Here is a 23790-nt window from a genome sequence, read left to right as displayed (position 1 = left end):
CCGCTCCACGGACGGCCGTCTGGGATGGCCGATAACGCTGCTGTTGTTCATACTCGTGCTTTTCCCGCTGGGAGCAGTCATCGTTCAGGTGCTGCTCCCCGGCATCTTTTTCGGAAGCCTGAAGCCCGGCGACTGGCGCATCCTGTTCGAGATCGCCGAGCGGCCGCTGTGGCAGAAGTCGCTGCAAAACTCCCTCGTGCTCGCGTCCGGGACGACGCTTCTCGCGACGGCGCTCGGCGGCGCGCTGGCGATGACCCGCGCAAGCCGGGCGTTCCCGACGGCCAAGCTGCTCGACGCCGCCGTCTGGGTGCTGCTGATCACGCCGTCGTTCATTTTGTCGCAGGGCTGGGTCATGTTCGCTTCGCCGAACGGTCTCGCGGCCTCCGTCTTCGGCGCGCATTGGGTGAACGCGTTCATCTTCAGCCCCGCCGGCCTGATCGCGGTCATGACGCTCAGCAAGTTCCCGCTCGCGTACCTCAGCGTCTATTCCGCCATGGAATGGAAGGTCGATTCGCTGTCGCAGGCCGCGCGGCTGAGCGGCGCTTCGCCGTTCACCGCCTGGCGGACGGTGCAGGCGCCGCTGCTGCTGCCGGCCTTCCTGGCCGGCGCGGCCCTCGTGTTCATGGATACGATCGGCGACTTCGGCCTGCCGGCCTCGATCTCGGCCGTATACCGGTTTCCGACGCTGCCGTATTCCATCTACTCGGCGATCTACACGTCGCCGATCCGGTTCGACATGGCCGGGGTGCTGTCGTTCTACCTCGTCGTGCTGATCGGCGCGGCGATGACGCTGCAGTTCTACGCGATGCGCCGCTCGCGGTTCGACTTCCTGACGGGCCGCGCCGAACGGCTGGTGCCGCAGCCGGCCGGCCGGCTCAAGCTGCCGCTGGCGGCGGGCAACGCGCTGCTGCTGCTCGTCATCCTGGGCATCCCGATCGGGACGAACGTCTGGACGTCCTTCGCGAAAACCACGAGCGGCGGCATCCAGCCGAGCAACTGGACATTCGATAATTACGCGGCGCTGTTCGGGGACGGCCAGCAGCTGCTGAAGGGGCTCGGCCACTCCCTGCTCATCGCGGCCGGCGCGGCCGCGCTGGCGCTCCTGATCGGCCTCGGCGTCGCCTACGTCCTGACGTACTCGAACTTCCGCTTCAAGCGGTTCGTCGAGACGATCTCCATCCTGACGCTCGCCGTGCCGGGCGTCGTGCTCGGCATCGGCTACATCTTCGTCTGGAACCAGCCGTGGCTCGAGAATGTCGGCCTGCTGCTGTACGGCACGCCGTGGATTCTGGTGCTCGCTTCGGTCGCCGGCGCGATTCCGATCATCACGCGGATGCTGGTCGGCGCCATGGCGAAGGTGCCCGCCCAGCTCTTGACGGCGGCCCAGCTGTACGGCGGCTCGTTCTTCGGCCGGATCCGCGTCATTCTCGTGCCGCTCATCCGCGGCGCGCTGCTCTCGGCGGCGCTGGCGGCGTTCGGCTCGGGCGTGTTCGACCTCGCGGTCAACTCGATTCTGTTCCCGCCGAATTTCCTGACGCTGCCCGTGTCCATCAACAAGGCGTTCGAGGACTTGAAATTCGGCTACGCTTCGGCCGCGACCGTGTTCGGCTCCGTCGTGGTCATCGCGATCATTCTCGGACTGGAGCTGCTGCTCCGGCGCAAGGAGGTTAAAGCATGACCCCATCATCCGCATCATCCGCGGCCGCCGCTCGCGAACGCGTGCCGGCGCCGCATCGAGCCGCCGCCTCGCAGCCCGCGCCGTCCGAGGCGCCGCTGCTTTCGGCCCGGTTCCTGAGCCGCAGCTACGGCGCGTTCCAAGCCTTGAAGGGCATCTCGTTCGACATGCAGCCCGGCGAAATCATCAGCGTGCTCGGCCCTTCGGGCTGCGGCAAGTCGACGCTGCTGCAGCTCGTCGCCGGCCTGCTCCGGCCGGACGGCGGCGAGCTGCTGCTGAACGGCGCGGTCATCGCCTCCTCCCGCACGATGCTGGCGCCGGAGAAACGCGGCGTCAACATGGTGTTCCAGGATTACGCGCTGTGGCCGCACCTGTCCGTCTACGAGAACATCGCCTACGGCCTGAAGCGCAAGCGGATGGCCCGGGCCGACATCGACCGTACGGTCGGCGAGCTGCTGGAGCTGCTCCGGCTCGGCGGCCTGGAGAAACGGCTGCCGCCGGAGCTCTCCGGCGGCCAGCAGCAGCGCGTCGCCATCGCCCGCGCGCTCGCCACGCGGCCGCAGCTGCTGCTGCTCGACGAGCCGCTGTCCAACCTCGACATGCGCCTGCGCGTCGAGATGCGCACGGAGATGGCGGAGCTGTTCCGCAAGCTCGGCACGAGCGTCTTCCACGTGACGCACGATCCCGAGGAGGCGTTCGCGATGGCGGACCGCCTGCTCATCATGCGCGGCGGGCAGATCGATCAGATCGGCTCGCCCGAAGAATGCTACAACCGGCCGGCAAGCCGGTGGGTCTGCTCGCTGCTCGGCGGCATCAACAGCCTGAAGGGCGAACCGGCGGTGCTGCCGGACGGCGCGACCGCGCTGCGGCTGCCCGGCGGCGGCCGTCCCGTCCGCGGCATGTTCCCGCGCGGCGCCGGGCTGCCGGACGATCCCCGCGCGGAGCTGCTGTTCCGTCCGGAGGACGCCGAGCTGACGGCGCTGGACGAGGCGGATCCGTCCCGGAAGCTGCCGAACGGCTTGCCGGTGACCGTTCTGAACAGCCTGTTCGAAGGCAAGCGCTGGCGCTGCAAAATCGAATCCGACTGCGGACAGCGGCTGTACCTGCTGCACGAAGGCCCGCTCGAGCCGGGCAGCCGGCAGTGGCTGACCATTCCGGAGGTTTCCGCTTTCCTGTACCCGGAGACGGACTAGAGAGAGAAAGGAAGAAGATGGTAGTGTCCTCTAACGCGATCGCACCGACACGCTTGCTGGCCATCTCCGACATCCATGGCTGCGAGGAAGGACTCCGGCAGCTGCTCGCCGCCGCCGAATACGATCCTTCCCGCGACCGCTTGATTCTGCTGGGCGACTATATCGACGCCGCCTATCCCGGCACCTACGGCACGCTGGGCTACATCCGCGCCCTCGTTCGGCAGGGCGCGTGCGCGCTGCTGGGCAACCACGAGCTGAAGCTGCTCCGGCAATACGATTATTCGCATTTGCCGGCGGCGGAAGCGGCGGAATGGAGCGGCTGGATTCGGAGCCTCCCCCGCTACCGGATGGAGGACGGCTATCTGTTCGTCCACGCCGGCATCCGGCCGGGCGTCGGCCTGCACGGCCAGACGCTCGTGGATCTGACCGAAATCCGCGACGATTTCCTGAATCACCCGAACGACACCGATTACACCGTCGTCTTCGGCCATACGCCGACCTTCAAGCTCGGCGCGAGACCGGGCAAGCTCTGGTTCGGCGAGGGCAAGATCGGCATCGACACCGGCGCCAAGCACGGCCACCGGCTGACGCTGCTGGACGTGCACAAGCGGATCAGCTACTGGTGCTCGACCGGTCCCGCCGCGAGAGGCGGCGCGGTGAACAAATCGTTCTATTGAAACGAAATGAAGCAATTGAAATCGAAACGACATGAAACATGAAACGGACAGGAGCCGCGGCTCCTTGACGCACGCACCCCTTGGCGGAAGGCGAAGACGGCTCTCGGGCCGCCGGCGGCTTCCGCCAAGGGGTGTTCGGCAAGGCGCGCGGCGCTCCGCTTCGGTCCGGCATCATTTGGCATCCTTCGTTCCCGGCTTGCTTGATTCCCCGATCTGCATTAGCATGAAAGGAGAACTTTCGCGCGCGAGCGCCCTTGACCGGGCGAGCCGCCGTCAACTTCAACTAAGGAAAGGTTGTCGCGAACGCATGCATATTGACCTCTACTCCGACGTCGCTTGTCCTTGGTGCCGAATCGGGAAGCAGAACCTGTCCCGCGCCCTCGCGCTGTGGGCCGAACAACACGACGAGCCCGTCACCGTCGCCTACCACGCGTACCAGCTCGATCCCCATTTGCCGCCGGAAGGCCGCGCCTTCGACGAGGCGATGATGCGCAAGATGGGCGGGCCGGAGTCGCTGAAGCGGGTCGTGGAGCATGTCACGAAGGCGGGCGCGGCGGTCGGCCTCACGTTCCGGTTCGATCGCGCCCGCAACATGCCGAACACGCGCCTCGCGCACCGTTTCGTCGCGCTGCTGCCGGAGGACCGGAAGGACGAAGCGGTCGAAGCGCTGTTCAAGGCGTATTTCGAAGACGGCGAGGACGTGACGGCGCTGACGACCCTGCTCGCGATCGCCGATTCGCTCGGCCTGGATGCCGGCAAGCTTGAAGCGCGGCTTGCGCGCGGCGAAGGCGACGACGAGGTCGAGGCCGATCTCAGGCGGGCGCGCCAGATCGGGGTCACGGGCGTGCCGTTCTTCGTCTTCAACAACCGGTACGCGCTGTCCGGCGCCTACCCGGCGGAGGAGCTGCTCGGGCTGATGGGCGGCGTGCGGGTATAACGCGCGCGGCATGGCGGCCGATGATTGGCGAATGCGCCAAAAAACACCGTTCCCTCCGGCTGAGCCGGTTCGGGAACGGTGTTTTTCCTACGCTCGGGAGCGGATTACAGCGCCGCCGCTTTCGCCGAGTAGACGTTGATATGGTCGATGTGCGCGATTTTGCCTTTGACGACGGTGCCGGGGCCGACGAATTTCAGCTCGTACGCCGCGGACGGATGGTAGACGTAGATTTTGTCCGTGCCGTTCCAGCGCACTTCCTTCGGCATGCCGAGCGTCTGGATGACGGACGCGAACGTCAACGACTTGATGCCGACCGACTGGTCGACGGATTGGCCGAAGTTGCGCAGGTCGTAGATGACGCCCGCTTTGTTCACGCCGAAGCCGTACGCGCCTTGGCCCATGCCGAAATTGTACAGCTCGTAATGGTTGCCTTTCCGGTCGCCGCCCGTTTCGGGCTGGCCCCATTTATAATGGACCGCGGAGATCGGCGTTTTGCCGGCGATGGCCTGCAGGCCCGGAATCTGGCCTTTTTTCGCGAGGCTGTAGATCGTCTTGATGTACGTGCTGCCGGTCTGCGCGCTCAGGATTGCCGGAACGGCGCTCGTGGCTTGCGCCGCGTTGGCTTGAGGGCCGGCCGCGAACGTGACGGCGCCTGCCGTGATGAGTCCTGCGAGGGCGAGTTTGCCCCACGTTTTCCAAGCCGGTGTATTCGTTGCTGCGTTCATCTATATTCACCTCTTCGTAGTAGTCGGGACAAGCGACGTTGTCGGCTTACATGCTCATCTTACCCGGTACGCGTGCGGCGTGCGTTACAAAAGCGTAACGAAAAAGCAACAACAAAGTTACGGCCGCGGCGGCCCTGCGTTCCGCTCTCTGCGTCCCCTGCGCGCCCGCCGGCACGCAAAAAAGCGGCAGGCCTCAGTGCCCGCCGCCGACGATTTTGAGTCCCGCCACCCCGACGATGATCATGCCGATGAAGAGCAGCTTGCGTTTGTCCCGCGATTCGCCGAAGAGCAGCATGCCGAGGATGACGCTCCCCACCGAGCCGATCCCCGTCCAGATGGCGTACGCCGTGCTGATCGGAATCGCCTGCAGCGCGCGCGACAAACAATAGAAGCTGACGAACCCCGATGCCAGGGCGAGCAGCGTGCCCCTCCAGTTCTTGAAGCCGTTCGACAGCTTCATGCCCGTGACGCCCCCGACTTCCCCGAGTCCCGACAGCAACAGAAACAGCCATGACACGGCCGATCCCCCCTTTTCTTTTTTGCGCTATTGCTTTAGTCCGCGGCCGTTTCCGCGTCGGTCATCGCTTTCGGCCGGGAAGCCGCTTCCTCGGCTTCCGTCCGCCCGGACACGACCTTCAGGCCGACGATGCCGCCGACGAGCAGCGCGATGAACAGCAGCTTCAGAACGTTCACCGGCTCATCCAGCACCGCAATGGAGACGATCACCGTGCCGACCGAGCCGATGCCCGTGAACACCGCGTACGCCGTGCCGATCTCGACGCGCTTCATCGCCTTGGCGAAGCAGAAGAAGCTGGCCGCCAGAAGGACGACCGTGACGACGCTCGGCAGCCATTTCGTGAAGCCCTCCGATTCCTGCAGCCCGTAGGCCCACGCGACCTCCAGACCGCCCGCGATCAACAAATACAGCCATGCCACGATGCGTCACCCCTTCCTTTCCGACTGCGCCAGCCGGAGCGCGTCCTGCAGACAGCCCCAGACGAGCGACTGGCGGCGCCGATACAGTTCGGTATCGTACAATTTATGTTCCACCAGCAGTCCGTCCGCCAAGGCGTAAAAGAGCGCGAGCAGCCGTTCCGCCTGCTCCTCGCCGAAGCCGCCCGGCCCGGCGTACTCATGAAGCAGCCGCTGCATGGGCACGGTAAAGACATGCTCGTAGGCGATGAATGCCGTGCGCAGCCGGTCCTCGAGATTGCGCGGCGGCATGAGCATCGTCCGCTTGAGGAACGATTGGCCCTTCGTCAGGCCGTCCAGGTCGGTGAGAAACCGGAACGCGGCATAGATCCGCTCCAGCGGCGGCCGGTCCGCCATGCCGGCGAGCAGCTGCACGAACTTGCCGCTTTCCTCGTGCGCGGCGTCCTCCAGCAGCTCGAGGAAGAGCTGCTCCTTGGACTCGAAATGCGCGTAGATCGACGGCGTCTTGATGCCGACGGATTTGGCGATCTCCGACAGGGAGACGCCCTCGTAGCCCGATTCCGCGAACAGCGTCAGGGCGGTTTGCTTGATGCTCTTGGCGGTCATGGGATTCCTCCTTATCCATGCAAGGCGAGCATGCTTCGCATGCGGTGCGGACATACCCGCCTAACGAACGTTAGTTAGTCTCTGGCTATGATAGCTTGGTGCGGCGGATGCGTCAAGCTTCTTTTTGCGGCGGCGGGGCACGCGAGAAGCGCTCCCGTGGCGCGGCCAAAGGCGGCGGAGGGCACGAATTCCGTCCCGAACACGCGAAGAAGCGCTCCCGTGGCGCTGCGCACCAAAGTCGCTCTTCTTCGCGCGTTCGGGGCTGCGCCCCTGCCGCCGCTTCACGCTTGCGATGCCTGCCGCCCGTTTGCGGCGAGCGCGTTCGGGGCCTTGCCCCTGCGCCCCCGGGCGGGTTGCGCCAGGCGCCCCTGTTGCGGCTGCGCCGCATGACCCGGCGCCCCGCCGGGCCGAGCGCTCGTTGCGGCCGTGTCCAATGGGCTGCTTTTATGAGTAAGTCCGTAGTATTCTACTTATGTACTGGATGCCGTTCATCAGCGCCAAGCCACGATTTTGCGATCATGTACCGTACGCGGTACCGTACGTCGCCGCCGGCGCGTGATTTTCCGGTCATGTACCGTACGTGGTACCGCTCTTCGGCACGAAGCCGCGATTTCGCGGTCATGTACCGTACGTGGTACCGTACATCGGCGCCGGCGCGTGATTTTTCGGTCATGTACGGTACCGGGTACCGTTCTTCGGCACGAGCCGCGATTTCGCGGTCATGTACCGTACGCGGTACCGTACATCGGCGCCGGCGCGTGATTTTCCGGTCATGTAGCGTACCGGGTACCGCTCTTCGCGGTAGTCCGTGCCGCGTACTCCGGCCAAAGCATCCCATTACACGTCCAACGACGGGGGAAAGGAGCCGATTCATGTTCATCGCCATCGTTTTGTTCATCTTGGCCGGCCTCGCGGAAATCGGCGGCGGCTATCTCGTCTGGCTGTGGCTCAAGGACGCCAAGCCGCTCTGGTTCGGCATCGCCGGCAGCCTCGTCCTCGTGCTGTACGGCATCATTCCGACTTTTCAAAGCTTCCCCTCGTTCGGCCGGGTCTATGCCGCGTACGGCGGCGTCTTCGTCGCGCTTGCGGTGCTGTGGGGCTGGCTCGTCGACCGCAGGGCGCCCGACCTGTACGATTGCCTCGGCGAGGCGGTCTGCCTGATCGGCGTGTCGATCATGCTCTGGGCGCCGCGGCACGGGTAACCCGCCCTCGGTCCGCCCCTGCCAATCCTCGCATCGCAAGAAAAAGGAGCTGCGCCGGCGCAGCTCCTTTTTGGTGCCGAATAGACGCGGTCCGAACCTTCGGAACGGCCTCGCGCCCGCCGTCAATTCCCGTCGATGTCGTACGAGATCAGCGTCAGGCCGCCGTCCACGGAAATGATCTGGCCCGTGATGAAGCCGGCCGCCTCGCTCGCCAGGAACAGCGCGACGCCGGAGACGTCCTCCGGCTGGGTCAGCCGGCCGAGCGGGGTGCGGCGCGTCACGTTCGCTTTGAAGGTCTCGAAGCGCTCCTTGGCGTAGAACCGCACGGAATCCGTCTCGACGACGCCGGGCGAGATGGCGTTGCTCGTGATGCCCTTCGGGCCGAGCTCCGCCCCCAGGTAGCGGGTCAGCGATTCCAGCGCTGCCTTGGCCGAGCCGATGTTGGAGTAGTTCGGCAGCGTGAACTGGCTGCCCAGGCTGGACACGGTGATAATCCGCCCCGGCCGGCCTTCCATGAGCGGCACCGCGCGCTGCACCGCGTGCAGCACGCTCTTCACGATGACCTGGTACGTCCGGTCGACGTGGTAATCCTTCGTCTCCATGATCGGCTTGAACGCAGTCGCCGCGGCGTTCGCCATGAAGACGTCGAGCGCGCCCCATTCGCTCGCGATCATGTCGAACATGGCGTCGATCTCCGCCGACGACTCCAGCTCCGCCTTGCAGACGAGCACCTGCCCGCCGTAGCGCCGCGCTTCCTCGGCCGTCTCCCGCGCGGCGTCCTCGTCCCGCCGGTAATGGATGGCGACGTCCGCGCCCGCCTTCGCGAACGCGAGGGCGGTCGCCCGCCCGATGCCCCGCGAGCTGCCCGTAATCAGCACCTTCTTGCCTTTAAACGATTCCGTCACTGCTATCCGTCCTCTCGCACTCGTTTTCGATCTTGCCCGCCAATCCTACAAGGTCATGGCGATCTCGTACGCCTGCCGGATCGCGCGCGCGGCGTTCAGCTCCGCCGCGTCGCTGGCGCCGCCGACCACGTCCGGCCGCCGGCCGCCCTCCCGCAGCAGGCCCATCCACTCCGTGCGCGACCGCTGGCCCGTGCACAGCACGACCTGATCCGCCTCCAGGAACCGTTCCTCCGCGTCGTTCTCCACCCAGACGCCGCCCGGGACGACGGCGCGGCAGCGGTAGCCCTTCAGCACGTCGACGCCCCGCCGCTTCAGCTCCTCGAGCAGCACCCAGCGCGTCGTCACCCCGACGCCCTTGGCCACCTTCTCCGAACGCGACACGAGCGTGACGCGGACCGGGGCCGCCTGGGCCGGCGCGGCCGCATAGCCGCGCTCCGCGAAGAACGCGTGCACGTCCGGCCGGAGCGCCGCCGTCTCGGCGACATAGTGGGCGACGTCGCTGCCGATGCCGCCGCCGCCGACGATGACGATGCGCCGCCCGAGCGGCCGCCCGCCGGCCAGCAGCTCCGCGTACGTGCACACCAGCGGCAGGTCCGCGCCCGCCAGCGTCTCCGGCACGTGCGGCTGCACGCCCGTGGCGACGACGACCCGGTCGAACGCCCGCAGGTCGTCCGCGGACGGCGACGCGTTCGTGCGCACGTCGACGCCGAGCCGCTGCAGCGCCACCGTATAATAGCGCAGCGTCTCGCGGAACACGGCCTTGCCGGGAATCCGCGAGGCGAGCAGGAACTGCCCGCCGAGCCGCTCGCGCGCCTCGAACAGCGTGACGGCGTGCCCGCGCTCCGCGGCCGTCTTGGCCGCCTGCAGCCCCGCGACCCCGCCGCCGACGACGGCGACCGTCAGCGGCGCGGCCGCGCGGACGAACGGCTCCGCCTCCCGGCCGGCCCTAGGGTTCACCAGGCAGCCGACCGTCTTGCGCGCGAACGCCTGGTCGAGGCAGGCCTGGTTGCAGGCCAGGCAGACGTTCAGCCCGTCGCGGTCGGCCTGCAGGATCTTCCGCGCGAACTCGGGGTCGGCGAGCCACGGTCTAGCCGGCGCGACGAAATCCATGTCGCCCCGGGCGAGCGCCTGCTCCGCCGCCTCCGGCGTATGGAGGCGGTTCGCCCCGATGACCGGGATGCCGACCGCGCCGCGGACGGCGCCGACGATGTGCGCGAACGCCCCGGCCGGCACGGTCGCCCCGACGGTCGGCAGCCGCGATTCGTGCCAGCCGATGCCGACGTTCAAGGCGTCGGCCCCGCTGCGCTCCAGCGCCCGGGCGAGCGCCAGCGTCTCCGCCGGCGTCGTGCTGCCGTCCATGCAATCGTCGCCGGACATGCGGAAGATGACGGGAAACCCGCGCCCTACCCGCTCCCGGATCCGCGCGACGACCTCGGCGCTCATCCGGATGCGTCCTTCGAGCGTGCCGCCGTAGCCGTCATCCCGCGCGTTCGTGAGCGGCGACATGAATTCGTTCAGCAGGTAGCCCTCGGAGCCCATGATCTCGATCGCGTGGAACCCCGCGTCCCGCGCGAACGCCGCGCCCTCGGCGAACGCCTCCTGCACGCGCGCGACGTCCGCGAGCGTCATGGCTTCCGGCGTCTCGCGCGTCAGCCGCGAAGCGATCGCGCTCGGCGCCCGCGGCGCGAGCCCGGTCTCTTCGCCGCGGGCGTACCGGCCGGTATGCGTCAGCTGCAGGGCGAGCTTGCCGCCCGCCGCGCGGATCCGGCCCGCCAGCTCGCGCAGCTGGTCGCGATGGTCCGCCGCGGTCAGGTCGTACATGCCGTGCCCCCCGCCTTCGGGCAGGACGGCGGCATGGCCCGTGACGATGAGCGCCGCGCCGCCGCGCACCCGTTCCTCGTAAAACGCCGCGAGCTGCCCGAGCTGCGAGCGGTCCCCTTCGATGCCGAGGTGCATCGCCCCCATCAGCATCCGGTGGTCGAGCGCCAGCGAGCCGATCCGGCCCGGCCGGAGCAAGAGCGTTGTCATCATCGCGCCCTCACCTTTCCGCCAAAATATGCTTGGCAATGACCGCCTTCTGAATTTCCGCCGTGCCTTCCTCGAACTTCTGCGCCCGCGCGTCGCGGTAGATGCGCTCGATCTCGTAGCCTTTGAAATACCCGATGCCGCCCCAGATCTGCTGGGCCTTGTCCGTCACCCGCTGCAGCATCTCGAGCGCGTACAGCTTCGCCATCGAGGCGGGCGGCGGCGTCAGCGCGCCGGCGTCCTTCAGCCGGCCCGCGTGCATGACGAGCTGCCGGGCGGCTTCGATGTCCGTCGCCATCTCGGCGATCCACGTCTGCACGACCTGCCGCTGGCTGAGCGGCTTGCCGAACGTCACGCGCTCGCTGCTCCGCATGACGGCCAGATCGAACGCGCGCTGCGCCAGACCGACGCACGTCATGCCGACGCACACCCGGCTCGGATCCAGAAAGCCGTTCAGCGCGCCCGCGAGCCCTTGGCCGATATCGCCGAGCAGGTTCGCCGCGGGGACGCGCGCGTCCTTCAATACGATATGCGCGTGGCCCGTGCCCGTCAGCCCGAGCGTCGGCGGCATGAGCCTGATTTCGACGCCGGGGGCCGTGCGCGGCACCAGCAGCGCCATCGTCCCGTCGTAACCGCGCGTCCCTTCCATCCGGCAATAGAGCATGAGATAGTCCGCGGTGTCGCCGAACGTGATGAGCCACTTCTCCCCGTTCAGGACGTACTCGCCGCCTTCCAGGCGCGCGGACGTCTCGATGTCCGCCCCGGAGCCCGCGTTCGGCTCCGTCAGCGTGAACGCGACGCTGATCTCGCCGCGCACGAGCGGCTTCACGAACCGCTCGCGCTGCTCCTCGGTCGCGAGAAAATCGATCGGCCGCCACACGCCGTTAATGACGTGCACGATCATCCGGATCGAGCCGTGCGACTGCGAGAACAGCTCCAGCAGCCGCAAATACTGCGTGAAGCTCAAGCCCCGGCCGCCGTAGGCTTCCGGCGCCGCCAGGCGCAAATAGCCGCGCTCGCGCAGCTCCGCCCAGACGTCCGGCCCGCATTCCCCGGTCTCCTCGATCCGCTCGGACAGCTCCCGCAGCCGGCCGTGCACGTAACGCTCCACTTCCTCTTTTAATTTCAGAAACGCCGTCTCTTCCATATGCCCCTACCTCTCCAACGGTTATAAACGCTTGGTTATGCATGCAATCGGCCCCGCGATGCAAGCAAGCCGGAAGGCGCGCGGCCGGCCGTCCGGACGGATCATTCCGCCCGGCTCGTCCACTGCAGCTCGGCGCCCAGCTTGTCCGCGATCGACTGCCGCAAAATAAATTTCTGGATCTTGCCCGTCGTCGTGCGCGGCATGTCGCCGATGACCTCGAGCCGCTCCGGCCAATAGATTTTGGCGACGCCCTGCGACTTGAGATACGCCGTCAGCTCGTCCAGCCGGAGCGTGTCCTCGGCGCTGCGCAGCGACACGTACGCGCAGATCCGCTCGTTGAGCCGCTCGTCCGGCATGCCGACGATCGCGACGTCCCGCAGCCGGTCCATCTGGTACAGCACGTTCTCGACCTCCGCGACCGGCACCTTCATGCCGCCGCGGTTGATGATGTCCTTGACCCGGCCGGTCAGCCTAAGGTTGCCCTCCTCGTCGATGACCGCCAGGTCGCCGGTGTTGAAGAACCCGTCCGGATCCACCGCCGCTTCGTACCATTCCGGATGGTCGAGATACGCCGTGAACATGGCGGGCGTTCTGACCTTGAACAACCCTTCCTTGCCCGGCGGCAGCGTGCGCCCTTCCTCGTCGGTCACCTTCATGTCGCGGCCCGCGATCGCCCGTCCGTCCGTGTTCCAGGACGCCTCGCCGTACGCCCGCACGCTGCCGACGCTGATCATGCACGACTCGGTCGAGCCCCAGCCGCCGACGACCTTGCAGCTCAGCTTCTCCGCCGCTTCCTGCGCCAGCTTCCGCGGCACCGGGGCGCCCGTGGCGACGAACGCGACAAGTCCCTTCGGCGGCGCGCTCTCGCGCGTCAGATCGGCCAGGAACGGCATCGCCGCCTGAACGAACGTCGCGCCGTGCTCCTCGATGGCGGAGCGGGCGGTGTCCATCTGCCAGACCGACTGGCAGATCTGGGTCGCGCCGAGATAGAGCGCGAGCGACATGCCGTACAGGAAGCCGGTCTGATGCGCCATCGGCGACGGAATCCAGATCCGGTCGTCCGGGGTCAGTCCGAGCGCCTCCACGTGCGCGGCGACGCCGTGGCCGAGCGTGCCGTGCGTATGCACGACGCCCTTCGGCTCGCCCGTCGTGCCCGACGTGAAGAGCAGCTGCGAAGCCGCCGAGGCTCCCGGCTGCCGCCCGCCGAGCCGCGCGCGGTCCGGCGCCTGGGCGGCCAAGCCGCCGAGGCTTGTCTTCCGGCGGGCCGGGCTGCCGGGCTTGATCGTGATCAGCGACCGCATGCCCGGCAGCTCGCCGAGGATGCGCCCGATCAGCTCGCCGTAGCGGAAGCCCTTATGCTCCTCCGCGATGATCAGCACCTTGCTGTTCGACTTGCGCATGATGAACGGAATTTCCCGTTCCCGCAGCGCCGGCAGCATCGGGCAGGCCACCGCCCCCGCCTTCCAGATCGCGAGCGTCAGCACGACGAATTCCCACCCGTTCGGCAGCAGATAAGCAACGTTCTCGCCCGCCTCCACCCCGAGATCGATCAGCCCTTGCGCGGCGCGGTCGCTCAGCTCGTTCAGCTCGCCGAAGGTCAGCGCGACCGGGCGGCCGCCGTTCAAATCGACGACCGCGGTCTTCCGCGCGTCCGCCCGCTCCAGCCGGTCCAGAAACAAATAGTCGTGATCCTGTCTGTTATCCGTCTTCATCCCGATTCGATCTCCTCTGTTTGTGCTTGAAGTGGCGCCAAGGCGCCGCTCCGGCTCTCCGCGGCGATCCGCCGGGAGCGCGCCGAAGCCGCCTGGCGCGTCGATTGCCTAGGGTTGAACCCGATGCGATGGTGCCGAATTCCGCTTCAGCGGCTCAGCGCCGGCTCGCGGACGTTCACCCCGACCGTCTCCAGATGCCTGAAGAACTCGGGGTACGAGATCCGGTACGCGTTCGGGTACGTCAGCGCGCTGACCCCGTCCTCCGACCGGAGGCCGGCCAGCGTGAACGCCATTTGGACGCGATGGTCGTTGTACGTGGAGATCGCGGCGCCCTTCAGCCGCTCGACGCCTTCGATGACGAGGTCGTCCCCGATCTCCTCGATGCGCGCGCCCATCTTGTTCAGCTGCAGCATCGCCTTGACGCGGTTCGATTCCTTCATCCGGCCCGGCCCGATGTTGCGCAGCACCGTCTGGCCCCGCGACAGGGCCGCGACGACGCACAGCACCGGAATGAGATCCGGAATGTCCCGCATGTCGATCTCGAGGCCGCTCGTCGGCCGAATGCCGGCATGGCGGATGCGCAGCCCTTCGCCGGCGGGGTCGTACGCCAGCGGAATGCCCAGCTCCTCGACGATCTCCAGCACCCGGTTTTCCGGATGCGTGCCTTTCCCCGCGATGCCCTGCAGCGTCAGGTCCGCCGGATAGAGCGCGGCGAGCGCGAGCAGGAACGCCGACGACGACAGGTCCGGCTCGATCGCGATTTCCGTCGCCCGGTACGTCTGTCCCGCGGGCACCCGCCATCTCGTGCCGCCCGGCTCCTCTTCGATGACGATGCCGAACTGCCGCATCATCTGGATCGTGAGCCGGACGTACGTCAGCTCGTTGACCGGGGGCAGCGCCTCGATCACCGTGTCCGCGGCGGCGAACGGCGCCACGATCAGCAGGCCGGAGATCCACTGGCTGAGCGTGCCCGGCACTTGGACGAGTCCGCCGCGCGGCCGTCCGGGCGCGATCGTGACCGGCATTTTGCGCCGGTCGGCCTGCCAGCCGATGCCGATGGCGCCGAGCGCCTCCAGCAGCGGGCCGATCGGCCGTTCCCGCAGCGCCTTGTGCCCGTCGTATGTAGCCGGCCGGCCTTCGGACAAGCTGCCCAGCCCGAGCATGAATTGAAGCGTCGAGCCGGAGCTGCCGACCCGAATCTTGCCGCTCCGAGGCTTGTACGGCGCGCCCTTGATCCTGTAGCCGTCCTCGGTCGGCTTCACCGCGATGCCGAAGTCCTGCAGCGAACGGAGCGTGTCCTTGATGTGCAGCGCCCCGGATTTTCCGCGGATGACCGTCTCCCCGTCCGCCAGGGAACCGAAAATGAGCGCGCGGTGCAAATGATACTTGGACGGAGGGACCCGGACGACGCCCTTCACTTCGCCCCGGTACGGATAAACAATCGTTTTTGCCAAGCGGCACACCACCCTATCCTATCGTTTCCGGTACCCCAGATCGGCCGGAATACTAATAGATACGACGATGCGCCGCCAAACATGATTGGTTTTTTTAGAACGCGATGCTATCAGTCTTTCATCATCGCCCGCCGGTTAAACGTTTCCCGCGCACAAAAAAGAGGAGCGGACAGCCTATGCTGCCCGCTCCCCGCGGTCTTGCGCACTCGTTCCGTCCGGCGCCGGGGATCATCCCCCGCGGCCTTACGGCCGGCGAACCGACTGCTCCTCGTCGAAATGGCCGGAGCGGTTCACCTTCGTCTGCAAATACTTTTGGTTGAATTCCGAGACGTCGCCCCACAGCGGCACCCGGCCGTCGACGTTCAGGCCGGACGCTTTGAGCGCCTCCAGCTTGCGCGGATTGTTCGTGATGAGCGTAACCGGCTTGCTGCGCAGATGCTTCAGCACGACCAGCGTGTCGTCGTAGCTGCGCGAATCGTCCTTGAAGCCGAGCTCCAGGTTCGCGTCGACCGTGTCGTAGCCCTTCTCCTGCAGCAGGTACGCCATCGCCTTGCTGAACAGCCCGATGCCGCGCCCTTCGTGGTTTGCCAGGTAGAACAGCGCCCCGGCGCCGTGCGACGCGATCATTTTCATGGACTGGTGCAGCTGGTAGCCGCAATCGCACCGCTTGCTTCCGAATATATCGCCCGTGTGGCAGATGCTGTGCATCCGGATGAGCACGTCCTCCGCGTTCGCGAAATCCCCGTGGACGAGCACGCTCGACTGCTGCTTCTCCGCCAGATTGGAAGCCGACAGCTGCTCGATCAGAAACTCCGTCCGCTCCTTCTCCTTGCAGCCGCCCTCCTTATGAACGAGATCCTTGCACGGCAGCCAGCAGTACCATTGAAACACGACGGTTTCGCCGTCGAGATTGACGGGGAGCCGGATCGGCCCCACGAGTATGATCGTTCCGTTCTTGCCTTTGATCGTGTCGATGTTCTGATCGAGCATGGACACGATGCTTTCATCGATGACTGGCATGATTGCGCCTCCTTGACCTTGCGTCTCGCGCTTCGGCTCCGCACAGTATACTGTAGGTTTCCCCACAATTGCAAAAAAATAAGCCGTTCCCGCGGGCGGCCATGGAGACCGCCGGGAACGGCTTCGCTCGCGGCCGGGACGGATGCCGTCCGGTTCGCCGGCCGGTCAGTGCGCCGACACGGCCTTCTGGATGATCGCGTTCACGCCGCTCACGTCCGGCTTCGCCGGAATCGCCGCGTCGCTCAGCTTGTAGCGCTGCTTGAGCGCCAAGATGCGCGTCACGCTTTCGTCGATCCGCTTCTGCGTAATCGAGCCCTTCTGCACGGCCTGCTTCAGCGCGCCGACGACCGTCTTGGCATCGTCGTACCCGTGCGCGAGCAGAATGATGTCGCTGCCGGCCTTCACCGACGTCACGGCGGCTTGAGCCAGGCCGAAATGCTCGGAGATCGCGCCCATCGTCATGTCGTCCGTGATGACGACCCCTTGGAAGCCGAGCTCGCCGCGCAGTTCGTCCGTGATGATCGTCTTCGACAGCGAGGCCGGATGCGCCGGGTCGATCTTCGGGAACAGGATATGCGCCACCATCACCATGTCGGCCCCGTCCTCGACGGCCGCCTTGAAGGGCACCCATTCGAACGCCTTCAGCTGCGCCAAGGTCTTGTTCACGACGGGCAGCTCCAGGTGGGAATCCACCGAGGTATCCCCGTGGCCCGGAAAATGCTTCACGACCGGCACGACGCCCTGCCCGCGGATGCTCTCCAGAACGGAGAGGCCCATGTCGGTCACGCGTTTCGACGTCGTGCCGAAGGAGCGGTCGCCGATGACCGGATTTTTCGGATTGCTGTTGATGTCGAGCACCGGGGCGAAATCGACGTTGAAGCCCATCAGCTTGCTCGCCTTCCCGAGCGCGGTGCCGATCTGACCCGCGTACGCCGCGTCGCCCGTGTCGCCGATGGTCCGGGCGGGCGGGATTTTCAACAGGCCGGGCAGCCGGCTGACGCGCCCGCCTTCCTGGTCCACCGAGATGAAGAGCGGCGCGGGATTGGCCTTGTTCCACGCCTTCAGCTGATTGACGTAAGCGGCCACGCCCGCGGGGGTCGTGACATTGTTCTTATAGAAAATAAAGCCGCCGACATGCTGCTCCTGAATCATGCGCTTCGTCTGCGCGCTCGCCGTCGTGCCTTCGAGGCCGGCGATGAGCATCTCGCCGAGCTTCTCGTCCAGCGTCATCTTCGCGACGCGCTGCGCGAGCAGCTCTTCGGCCGTCGGCTGCGCGGGCGTCTGCGGCGGCGGCTCGTCCGAGCCGGCGTTGCCATTCTCCGCGGGCGGCGTCTGCGCCCCGTTATTGCCTGCGTTCCCGCCGTTGCCCGATGGCGCGCCGTTGCCCGCTCCGGGCTGCTCCGGCGCCGTCTGCGGCGGATTGCCGTTGTCCGGCGTCTGCGCCGGCGGGGCTCCGTTCCCCGGATTCGTCTCGCCCGTCGCGCCGCCGTTGCCCCCGGCAGAGCCGCAGCCCCCCGCAAGCACGACCGACAGCGCCAGCGTTGCCAGCCAAAGCTTTCTCATCTATACCACCACTCGTTTCGTCGTTGTAGGTTTAGTCTTACCCTAACCGACGAAAGCAGACGCCGGAATTGTTGCAATGGCGGCAAAAGACGGCTCGATCGGGTATGACGCGAGGATCCGAACGAGGCATGGAACAAAATGCGAAACCAGCAGCGAAGCAAGCTGCAAGACAAGCAGCGAATTCAGACGCAATGCAGCGATTCCGGCGGTATAACGGCGTTTATGACGCATGCCGGAAAGCGAAAAGCCGCCCGCGACCGTGTCGGTCCAAGGCGGCCGCCCTGCGGGAATTCCCCGTCAGATCGTCCACAAACTCCAATCGCTGCGGCGTTTGCCGACCGCGTCGATCCAGCGCAGCGAAATATCGAACAGCTCGTCGCGCGAGGTTTTGCTCGAGAAGGTATGGTCGCCCTGCAGGATGACCTCTTTGTCGCAATTGCCCTCTTTGCGGAGCCAGAACATTTTCTGGTACAGGAAGCAGTAGTCGACCGGCACGACCGTATCGGCCGTTCCGTGCACGATCAGCACGTCGCCGCCGAAGCCGCGCAGCTCCGTGAGCGGCTGGTACTGGGCCAGCGAGTCCGCGAAGCGCTTGGTGAACTGGTAATGCATGTAGTCGGTCTTGCCGACGTTCTCGATCTCCTCGATGGCCTTGGTTCCGATGATGTTGCGAATATCCATGAACGGATGCGCGACCGGCGCCCACAGGACGAGCGACTTCACGCGCGAATCCCGCGCCGCCGTCAGCACCGCGACCGCGCCGCCCAGGCTGTGGCCGAGCAGGATCAGCCGCTCCGAATCCACCAGGTCGAGGCTCGACGCGTAGTCGATGACCGTGCGGGTCTGCTCGATGAGCGCGTCCAGACCGCCGCCGCCGTAATCGCCGCCGCTCTCGCCGCAGCCGGCGTAATCGAAGCGGAGCACGAGATAGCCGCTGCGCGTCAGCCGCTCCGCCGCTTCCACGAACAGCCGGTCCGTGCCCATCCGGTTGCCGATGAAGCCGTGGCAGACGATGACGAGCGGATATTTGTTGCCGCATTTCGCGCCTTCCGGCACGACGGGATATTGAAGCACGCCGGACAGCTCGACCTCGCCGCTCCGGATCGTAATGGAATGATTCATCTTCGGCACCACCTTATTCCTATAATTCCTACCCACTTTGTTGGAATTAGAATACCACGGGACGAGCATGCCCGTCAAATACATTTGCAATGCGGCCAAACGCCTTGCGCGACGCCGTCCGGGCTACTCCCCGATATGCCTCAGCGCCTCGCGCGCGCTAAGCGGCGACAGCTCCGCCCGGCGCACGAACGCCCGCACCGCCTCCGGATTCGTCTTGGCGTATTCCCGCAGCGCCCAGCCGATCGCCTTGCGCATGAAAAAATCGCTCTCGCCCGCCGTGGGGCGGATGAGCGCGAACAGCAGCTCCGCATAGGTGCCCGCCTTGTAGCCGAGCTGGAACAGGATCGCCGAGCGGCGCAGCCACAGGTCGTCCGACGCGATCCATTTCTCCGCGAACGCCGGAACGAGCTCCGGATGCTTGTCGAACAGCGCCCCGGCCAAATGGCTCGCCGGCCTGTCCACCGTATCCCACCAGCTGTGCGTCGTGATCAGCTGCTCCAGCAGCCCCGTCTGCTCCGGGCGCATCTTCTTCTTGCGCTTCGTCAGAAGCTCCAGCGCCGCATAGTGAAATTCCCGCTCCGGCAGCGCCCACAGCCGCCGCGCGACGGCTTCGAGCGCTTCGCCGGGCGGTACGCCGTGCTCCTTCGCGTAGGCTTTCGCCAGCGCCGTGCGCGCCGGATTGCGGATCCCGAGAAACGGAAACCGGTCCCGCATATACGCCGCCATCGGAACGGCCTTCGCCGCGTCGGCATGGCCGCGCAGCAGCCGCTCCAGCCCGTCCGCGTACGCGGCCGCGTCTCCCGCCCATCGAACCCCCATCGCGTCGTCGCCCCCTTCGTTCACCCGAAACAAATCCGATTATACAGGATGCGCGGCCCGGCTCCTAATGGCCCGCGCCGCAGGGCGCGAAAAAGAGCCCCTCCTTGCGGAGAAGCTCCCGTTCTCTTGCGTGCTTGGCGCCGTGGCGGCGCGCTCCCCGTCTCGCGCGACTCCTTGCGCCTTACGCCACGTGATGGCCGCCCGCGGCGCCGAAATGCTTCCCGAGCGCCACGATCAAGCTGCCCATCCGCTCCTCCTCCGGGTAGAGCACCCGCTCCACCCCTTCCTCGCGCAGCGCTTCGGCCGACACCTTGCCGACGGATGCCGCGAGCACGTCCCCGGCGAACGCCTCGCGCACGGCTTCCAGCAGGCCCAGCTCGGCCGCGCGGCCCATCACGCAGCGGACCTGCGCCGTGCTCGTGAACGCGACGGCATCCACGCGCCGGCCCGCGATCTCGTCCAGCAGCTGCCGGAGCACGGCGCCTTCCGGCGCCAGATGGCGGTACGGCAGCAGCTCCTCGCAGACGGCGCCGCGGGCGGCGAGCTCGCCGGTGAGCCGCGGCGCGGGATCGCCGTACAGCTGCAGCGCGATCCGCGCGCCGGCGAGGCCGCGCTGCCCCATCGCGCGCAGCAGCCCCACCGTCGTGCCGTCGTCGTCGCGCACGTCCGGCGCTTGGCCGTATTTGCGCAGCGCGTTCACGGTCTTGTAGCCGCGCGCCGCGATGCGCATCCGCCCGAGCGCCGCGAGGAACGGCATCAGGAGACCGAGCCGGTCCGCCGCCTCCAGCAGCGCCTCTGTCCCCGTGCCGGTCGTGAGCACCAGCCAATCGGCCGGGCGGACGATCAGCCCGCGCAGCTGCTCTTCGATCCGGGCGTCGTCGAGAAACACGTCGCCCTGCGCCGGACGGAGCACCGTCGTCCCGCCGAATTTGGCCACCATCCTGTCGAACTCCTCCGCCTTGCGCGCGCCCGTCACCGCTATCGTTTTCCCTTCCAATCGCGCCATGCCGCCGCCTCCCGTCTTGGTCCGATCCGCTTCTAACGGCCCGGGCGCTCCTACGCGCCCCTTGCCGCCCCTGCACGCTTGCAAGACCTACGAAACTTTCGCTTCCGCCTCTTCCTTCAAAAACAATACGACGTTGCCGCTTTCGTCCACCTCGACCCGGTAAGCCGCCACGCAGCCCTCGTCGGGCGCCTGCACGAGCCCGTCGCGCAGATCGATCTTCCAATCGTGCAGGGGGCAGTAGACGTGATGGTCGCAGACGATGCCTTCGGAGAGCTGTCCGCCCTTGTGCGGACACCGGTTCTCCACCGCCCGGACCGTGCCGTCGGACAGCTTGAACAGCGCCAGCTCCAAGCCGTCCATTCGGAAAATGCGCCCCGACCGCGCGGGAAACTCGTCAATATGGCCCACAATCACTTCGTTCATCGCTCTTCCGCTCCTTTGCGCGGCTGCCGCCCGGGCGGCAGCGCTTCTCTGTCTCATTCGGTTAAAGCCGTCCGCGCCGCGCCCCGATCCGCAGCTTGCCGCGGACGTTACTTCGCGTCCGCCGGCGCGGTCAGCGTCTCGAACGCGCTGCGCAGTTCGGCGTTCTCGATGATCTCCTTCCACGGATCCCGCGTCAGCCCGAGCGTCGCGTCGATGCGGGCGTTCAGCGCGTCGCGGTCCGCTTTGTCCGCGAGCGCCGCCTTGACCGTGTCGAGTCCGACGCGCTGGCACCATTCGCTCGTGCGTTCCAAATAATTCGCCGTTTCGCGGTAGTACTGGAGGTACGCGCCGGTCCACTCCAGCACCTCCTCCTCGGTCTTCACCTTCGTCAGCAGTTCCGCGGCCCGGACGCGGGTGCCGCCGTTGCCCGCGACGTGCAGCTCCCAGCCGCCGTCGATCGCGACGACGCCGAGGTCCTTGATCGTCGCCTCCGCGCAGTTGCGCGGACAGCCCGACACGGCGAGCTTCACTTTATGCGGCGTGTTGAGCCGCTCGAATTTCTTCTCCAGGTCGATGCCCATCTTCATCGCGTCCTGGGTGCCGAAGCGGCAAAAGGTATTGCCGACGCAGGTCTTGACCGTGCGGAGCGACTTGCCGTAGGCGTACCCCGACGGCATGTCGAGGTCCTCCCACATGCCCGGCAGGTCCTCCTTCTTCACGCCGAGCAGATCGATCCGCTGGCCGCCGGTAATCTTGACGAGCGGCACCCGGTACTTCTCCGCGACCGTCGCGATCCGCTTCAAGTCCTCCGGCGTCGTCACGCCGCCGTAAATCCGCGGGACCACGGAGTACGTGCCGTCCTTTTGGATGTTGGCGTGGCTGCGCTCGTTGACGAAGCGGGACTCCTGTTCGTCCTCGTGCTCCTCCGGGAACGCCATCCCGATATAGTAATTGAGCGCCGGCCGGCATTTGGAGCAGCCCTCCGGATGGCTCCACTCCAGCACGTGCATCGCTTCCTTCGTCGTCGTGAGACGCATCTCCCGGATGGCGCCGACGATCTCGTCGCGCGTCAGCTTCGTGCAGCCGCAAATGCCCTCCTTCACCGCCGCCACCTTGTCGGCGCCGAGCGTCGACGTCAGGATCGCTTCCACGAGCGGCTTGCAGCCGCCGCAGCCGCCGGACGCCTTCGTGCACGCCTTCAGCTCGGGCACGCTGGCGCAGCCCTTCTGCGTGATGGCGTCCACGAGCATATCCTTCGTTACGCCGTTACAGCCGCAGACGATTTCGTCGCCGCTCATCGCCGCCGCGAGATCCTCCGCGCCCGCGGGCGTGCCGCTTCCGCCGGACGGGCCGAACAGCAGCTCCCGCTCGCTGCCCGTGTAGTCTTTTCCGCTGCGGATCGCCGCGAACAGCTTCGAGCCGTCGCTCGTGTCGCCGAACAGCACCGCGCCGACGACGCGGCCGTTCTCGAACACGACTTTCTTATAGATGCCGTCCAAGTCGTCCTGCACGCGGAGCGCCCTCGTGCCGGGATCGTCGGTATACCGGCCCGCCGAGAAGACGTTCACGCCCGACACCTTCAGCTTCGTCGACGGCACCGAGCCCGCGTATCCCGCGGTTTCCGCGCCGGCCAGCCGCTTGGCCAGCACCGCTCCCTGCTCGTAGAGCGGCGCCACGAGGCCGTACGCCACGCCGCGGTGCTCCGCGCACTCGCCGACGGCATAGACGTGCGGGAGATTCGTCTCCATAAAGTCGTTCACCACGATGCCGGCATGGACCGACACGCCGCTGCGCGCCGCCAACCCCGCGTTCGGCCGGATGCCGACCGCCATGACGATCAGATCGGCTTCCGCGTGCGTCCCGTCCGCGAACGTCAAGCCGGTGACGCGCGACTCGCCCGTAATGGCGGCGGACTGCTTATTCAGCAGGAACGTCATCCCTTGGCGCTCCAGCTCCGTCCGCAGCATGCGCGAAGCCGTCTCGTCGAGCTGCCGGTTCATGAGGAACGGGCCGTTGTGGACGACGGCCGCTTCCATGCCGAGATGGAGCAGGCCGCGGGCCGCTTCGAGACCGAGCAGGCCCCCGCCGATGACGATCGCCTTGCGGTATCGTTTCGCCGCCTCCATCATCGTCTCGCAGTCCTTGATGTCGCGGAACGCGATGACGCCTTCCTTGTCGGCCCCGGGCAGCGGCAGCATGAACGGCAGCGAGCCCGTCGCGAATACGAGCTCGTCGTACGGCAGCGCCGCGCCGCGGTCCGTGCGCACCTCGCGCTTCGCGGCGTCCACCGCGACCGCCTCCTGTCCGGCGAGCAGCGCGATGCCGTTGCCCTGGTACCAGTCCCAATCGTTCAGCACGATCTCGTTCAGGCCGGCGTCGCCGGCGAGGACGGACGAGAGCATAATGCGGTTATAGTTCGGATGCGGCTCCGCGCCGATGATCGAGATGTCGTACCGGCCCGGGTTCAGCTTCAGCAGCTGTTCGACGAACGAGACGCCCGCCATTCCGTTTCCGATCATGACCAGCTTCTTCTTCATGGCGATCTCTCCTAAACGTAAAGTGAGGGCGAAACGCGAATGACAACTCGGATGAAACCATAAAAAGCCCATCCCCGCGCCAAAGAAAACAAGACGCTCGGGATAGGCT

The 23790-nt window shown here is 66.7% G+C and carries 22 protein-coding genes; 5 read left to right on the top strand and 17 right to left on the bottom strand.

Annotated elements, in window-relative coordinates:
• The first annotated feature begins 55 nt into the window (after window positions 1-55).
• From BMZ79_RS18960 to BMZ79_RS18945, 4 genes are all read left to right on the top strand, one after another.
• Window positions 56-1678: an ABC transporter permease gene (locus BMZ79_RS18960; protein WP_371263745.1), complete on the top strand. Its 1623-nt coding sequence runs from the start codon at window positions 56-58 to the stop codon at window positions 1676-1678.
• On the top strand, window positions 1675-2868 hold the full coding sequence (locus BMZ79_RS18955) for an ABC transporter ATP-binding protein (protein WP_090642482.1): 1194 nt from the start codon (window positions 1675-1677) through the stop codon (window positions 2866-2868). The genes BMZ79_RS18960 and BMZ79_RS18955 overlap by 4 nt, the downstream gene beginning before the upstream one ends.
• A 23-nt stretch (window positions 2869-2891) precedes the next feature.
• Window positions 2892-3545 (top strand): metallophosphoesterase, encoded by a 654-nt coding sequence (locus BMZ79_RS18950; RefSeq protein WP_256252835.1) that lies wholly within the window; start codon window positions 2892-2894, stop codon window positions 3543-3545.
• A 307-nt stretch (window positions 3546-3852) separates the two neighbouring features.
• Window positions 3853-4482, top strand: a complete 630-nt coding sequence (locus BMZ79_RS18945; RefSeq protein ID WP_090642479.1) for a DsbA family oxidoreductase — start codon at window positions 3853-3855, stop codon at window positions 4480-4482.
• Between the two features lie 104 nt (window positions 4483-4586).
• Here the strand turns inward: BMZ79_RS18945 and BMZ79_RS18940 are convergent, their stop codons facing one another.
• The 4 genes from BMZ79_RS18940 to BMZ79_RS18925 form a co-directional block, all read right to left on the bottom strand.
• A complete protein-coding gene (locus BMZ79_RS18940; protein ID WP_090642478.1) occupies window positions 4587-5207 on the bottom strand; it encodes a YjgB family protein in 621 nt (206 codons plus the stop codon).
• Between the two features lie 193 nt (window positions 5208-5400).
• Window positions 5401-5724: a DMT family transporter gene (locus tag BMZ79_RS18935; protein WP_090642476.1), complete on the bottom strand. Its 324-nt coding sequence runs from the start codon at window positions 5722-5724 to the stop codon at window positions 5401-5403.
• Between the two features lie 35 nt (window positions 5725-5759).
• Entirely contained in the window at window positions 5760-6143 is a 384-nt protein-coding gene (locus BMZ79_RS18930; protein WP_090642475.1) for a DMT family transporter, read from the bottom strand.
• Between the two features lie 6 nt (window positions 6144-6149).
• Entirely contained in the window at window positions 6150-6746 is a 597-nt protein-coding gene (locus tag BMZ79_RS18925) for a TetR/AcrR family transcriptional regulator (RefSeq protein WP_177222211.1), read from the bottom strand.
• Between the two features lie 872 nt (window positions 6747-7618).
• Between BMZ79_RS18925 and BMZ79_RS18920 the strand changes: the two genes are divergently transcribed.
• On the top strand, window positions 7619-7948 hold the full coding sequence (locus BMZ79_RS18920) for a YnfA family protein (protein ID WP_090642472.1): 330 nt from the start codon (window positions 7619-7621) through the stop codon (window positions 7946-7948).
• 122 nt (window positions 7949-8070) lie between these two features.
• Here the strand turns inward: BMZ79_RS18920 and BMZ79_RS18915 are convergent, their stop codons facing one another.
• From BMZ79_RS18915 to nirB, 13 genes are all read right to left on the bottom strand, one after another.
• Window positions 8071-8853 (bottom strand): SDR family oxidoreductase, encoded by a 783-nt coding sequence (locus BMZ79_RS18915; RefSeq protein WP_090642470.1) that lies wholly within the window; start codon window positions 8851-8853, stop codon window positions 8071-8073.
• Window positions 8854-8898: 45 nt separating this feature from the next.
• Window positions 8899-10884: an oxidoreductase gene (locus tag BMZ79_RS18910; RefSeq protein WP_090642469.1), complete on the bottom strand. Its 1986-nt coding sequence runs from the start codon at window positions 10882-10884 to the stop codon at window positions 8899-8901.
• A 7-nt stretch (window positions 10885-10891) separates the two neighbouring features.
• Window positions 10892-12025 (bottom strand): acyl-CoA dehydrogenase family protein, encoded by a 1134-nt coding sequence (locus BMZ79_RS18905; RefSeq protein WP_090642467.1) that lies wholly within the window; start codon window positions 12023-12025, stop codon window positions 10892-10894.
• 101 nt (window positions 12026-12126) lie between these two features.
• Entirely contained in the window at window positions 12127-13737 is a 1611-nt protein-coding gene (locus BMZ79_RS18900; RefSeq protein WP_090642466.1) for an AMP-binding protein, read from the bottom strand.
• Window positions 13738-13883: 146 nt separating this feature from the next.
• Entirely contained in the window at window positions 13884-15191 is a 1308-nt protein-coding gene (gene aroA, locus BMZ79_RS18895; protein WP_177222210.1) for a 3-phosphoshikimate 1-carboxyvinyltransferase, read from the bottom strand.
• 243 nt (window positions 15192-15434) lie between these two features.
• Window positions 15435-16181: a GTP cyclohydrolase II gene (locus tag BMZ79_RS18890; protein ID WP_371263749.1), complete on the bottom strand. Its 747-nt coding sequence runs from the start codon at window positions 16179-16181 to the stop codon at window positions 15435-15437.
• Between the two features lie 195 nt (window positions 16182-16376).
• Window positions 16377-17774, bottom strand: coding sequence for a beta-N-acetylhexosaminidase (gene nagZ, locus BMZ79_RS18885; protein WP_256252833.1), 1398 nt, complete (start codon window positions 17772-17774; stop codon window positions 16377-16379).
• Between the two features lie 42 nt (window positions 17775-17816).
• Window positions 17817-18005: a hypothetical protein gene (locus tag BMZ79_RS34730; protein WP_218154719.1), complete on the bottom strand. Its 189-nt coding sequence runs from the start codon at window positions 18003-18005 to the stop codon at window positions 17817-17819.
• A gap of 66 nt (window positions 18006-18071) precedes the next feature.
• Complete coding sequence (locus BMZ79_RS18880; RefSeq protein WP_090642462.1) at window positions 18072-18896, bottom strand: alpha/beta hydrolase family protein; 825 nt, start codon at window positions 18894-18896, stop codon at window positions 18072-18074.
• A gap of 123 nt (window positions 18897-19019) precedes the next feature.
• Window positions 19020-19715, bottom strand: coding sequence for a DNA alkylation repair protein (locus BMZ79_RS18875; RefSeq protein ID WP_090642722.1), 696 nt, complete (start codon window positions 19713-19715; stop codon window positions 19020-19022).
• A gap of 181 nt (window positions 19716-19896) precedes the next feature.
• The gene (locus tag BMZ79_RS18870; RefSeq protein WP_090642460.1) at window positions 19897-20721 is read right to left on the bottom strand and encodes a uroporphyrinogen-III synthase; all 825 of its coding nucleotides are present in this window, start codon (window positions 20719-20721) and stop codon (window positions 19897-19899) included.
• Between the two features lie 87 nt (window positions 20722-20808).
• Window positions 20809-21144 carry a nitrite reductase small subunit NirD gene (gene nirD, locus BMZ79_RS18865; protein ID WP_090642459.1) on the bottom strand — a complete coding sequence of 112 codons (336 nt, stop codon included), beginning with the start codon at window positions 21142-21144 and terminating at the stop codon, window positions 20809-20811.
• Between the two features lie 107 nt (window positions 21145-21251).
• A complete protein-coding gene (gene nirB / locus BMZ79_RS18860) occupies window positions 21252-23681 on the bottom strand; it encodes a nitrite reductase large subunit NirB (protein WP_090642457.1) in 2430 nt (809 codons plus the stop codon).
• Window positions 23682-23790 lie beyond the last annotated feature (109 nt).

Source organism: Paenibacillus sp. UNC496MF (assembly GCF_900113915.1).
Lineage (GTDB): Bacteria > Bacillota > Bacilli > Paenibacillales > Paenibacillaceae > Paenibacillus_Z > Paenibacillus_Z artemisiicola.
This window is presented reverse-complemented; position numbering and strand designations above follow the sequence as displayed.

Excerpts from the sequence above, each read along its gene's own strand:
- BMZ79_RS18880 (WP_090642462.1), bottom strand. The coding sequence starts at position 18,896 with ATGAATCATTCCATTACGATCCGGAGCGGCGAGGTCGAGCTGTCCGGC.
- BMZ79_RS34730 (WP_218154719.1), bottom strand. The coding sequence starts at position 18,005 with ATGCGTCATAAACGCCGTTATACCGCCGGAATCGCTGCATTGCGTCTG.
- BMZ79_RS18940 (WP_090642478.1), bottom strand. The coding sequence starts at position 5,207 with ATGAACGCAGCAACGAATACACCGGCTTGGAAAACGTGGGGCAAACTC.
- nagZ (WP_256252833.1), bottom strand. The coding sequence starts at position 17,774 with ATGAGAAAGCTTTGGCTGGCAACGCTGGCGCTGTCGGTCGTGCTTGCG.
- BMZ79_RS18905 (WP_090642467.1), bottom strand. The coding sequence starts at position 12,025 with ATGGAAGAGACGGCGTTTCTGAAATTAAAAGAGGAAGTGGAGCGTTAC.
- nirD (WP_090642459.1), bottom strand. The coding sequence starts at position 21,144 with ATGAACGAAGTGATTGTGGGCCATATTGACGAGTTTCCCGCGCGGTCG.
- nirB (WP_090642457.1), bottom strand. The coding sequence starts at position 23,681 with ATGAAGAAGAAGCTGGTCATGATCGGAAACGGAATGGCGGGCGTCTCG.
- BMZ79_RS18890 (WP_371263749.1), bottom strand. The coding sequence starts at position 16,181 with ATGCTCGATCAGAACATCGACACGATCAAAGGCAAGAACGGAACGATC.
- BMZ79_RS18870 (WP_090642460.1), bottom strand. The coding sequence starts at position 20,721 with ATGGCGCGATTGGAAGGGAAAACGATAGCGGTGACGGGCGCGCGCAAG.
- BMZ79_RS18955 (WP_090642482.1), top strand. The coding sequence starts at position 1,675 with ATGACCCCATCATCCGCATCATCCGCGGCCGCCGCTCGCGAACGCGTG.
- BMZ79_RS18925 (WP_177222211.1), bottom strand. The coding sequence starts at position 6,746 with ATGACCGCCAAGAGCATCAAGCAAACCGCCCTGACGCTGTTCGCGGAA.
- BMZ79_RS18910 (WP_090642469.1), bottom strand. The coding sequence starts at position 10,884 with ATGATGACAACGCTCTTGCTCCGGCCGGGCCGGATCGGCTCGCTGGCG.
- BMZ79_RS18945 (WP_090642479.1), top strand. The coding sequence starts at position 3,853 with ATGCATATTGACCTCTACTCCGACGTCGCTTGTCCTTGGTGCCGAATC.
- BMZ79_RS18920 (WP_090642472.1), top strand. The coding sequence starts at position 7,619 with ATGTTCATCGCCATCGTTTTGTTCATCTTGGCCGGCCTCGCGGAAATC.
- BMZ79_RS18875 (WP_090642722.1), bottom strand. The coding sequence starts at position 19,715 with ATGGGGGTTCGATGGGCGGGAGACGCGGCCGCGTACGCGGACGGGCTG.
- BMZ79_RS18900 (WP_090642466.1), bottom strand. The coding sequence starts at position 13,737 with ATGAAGACGGATAACAGACAGGATCACGACTATTTGTTTCTGGACCGG.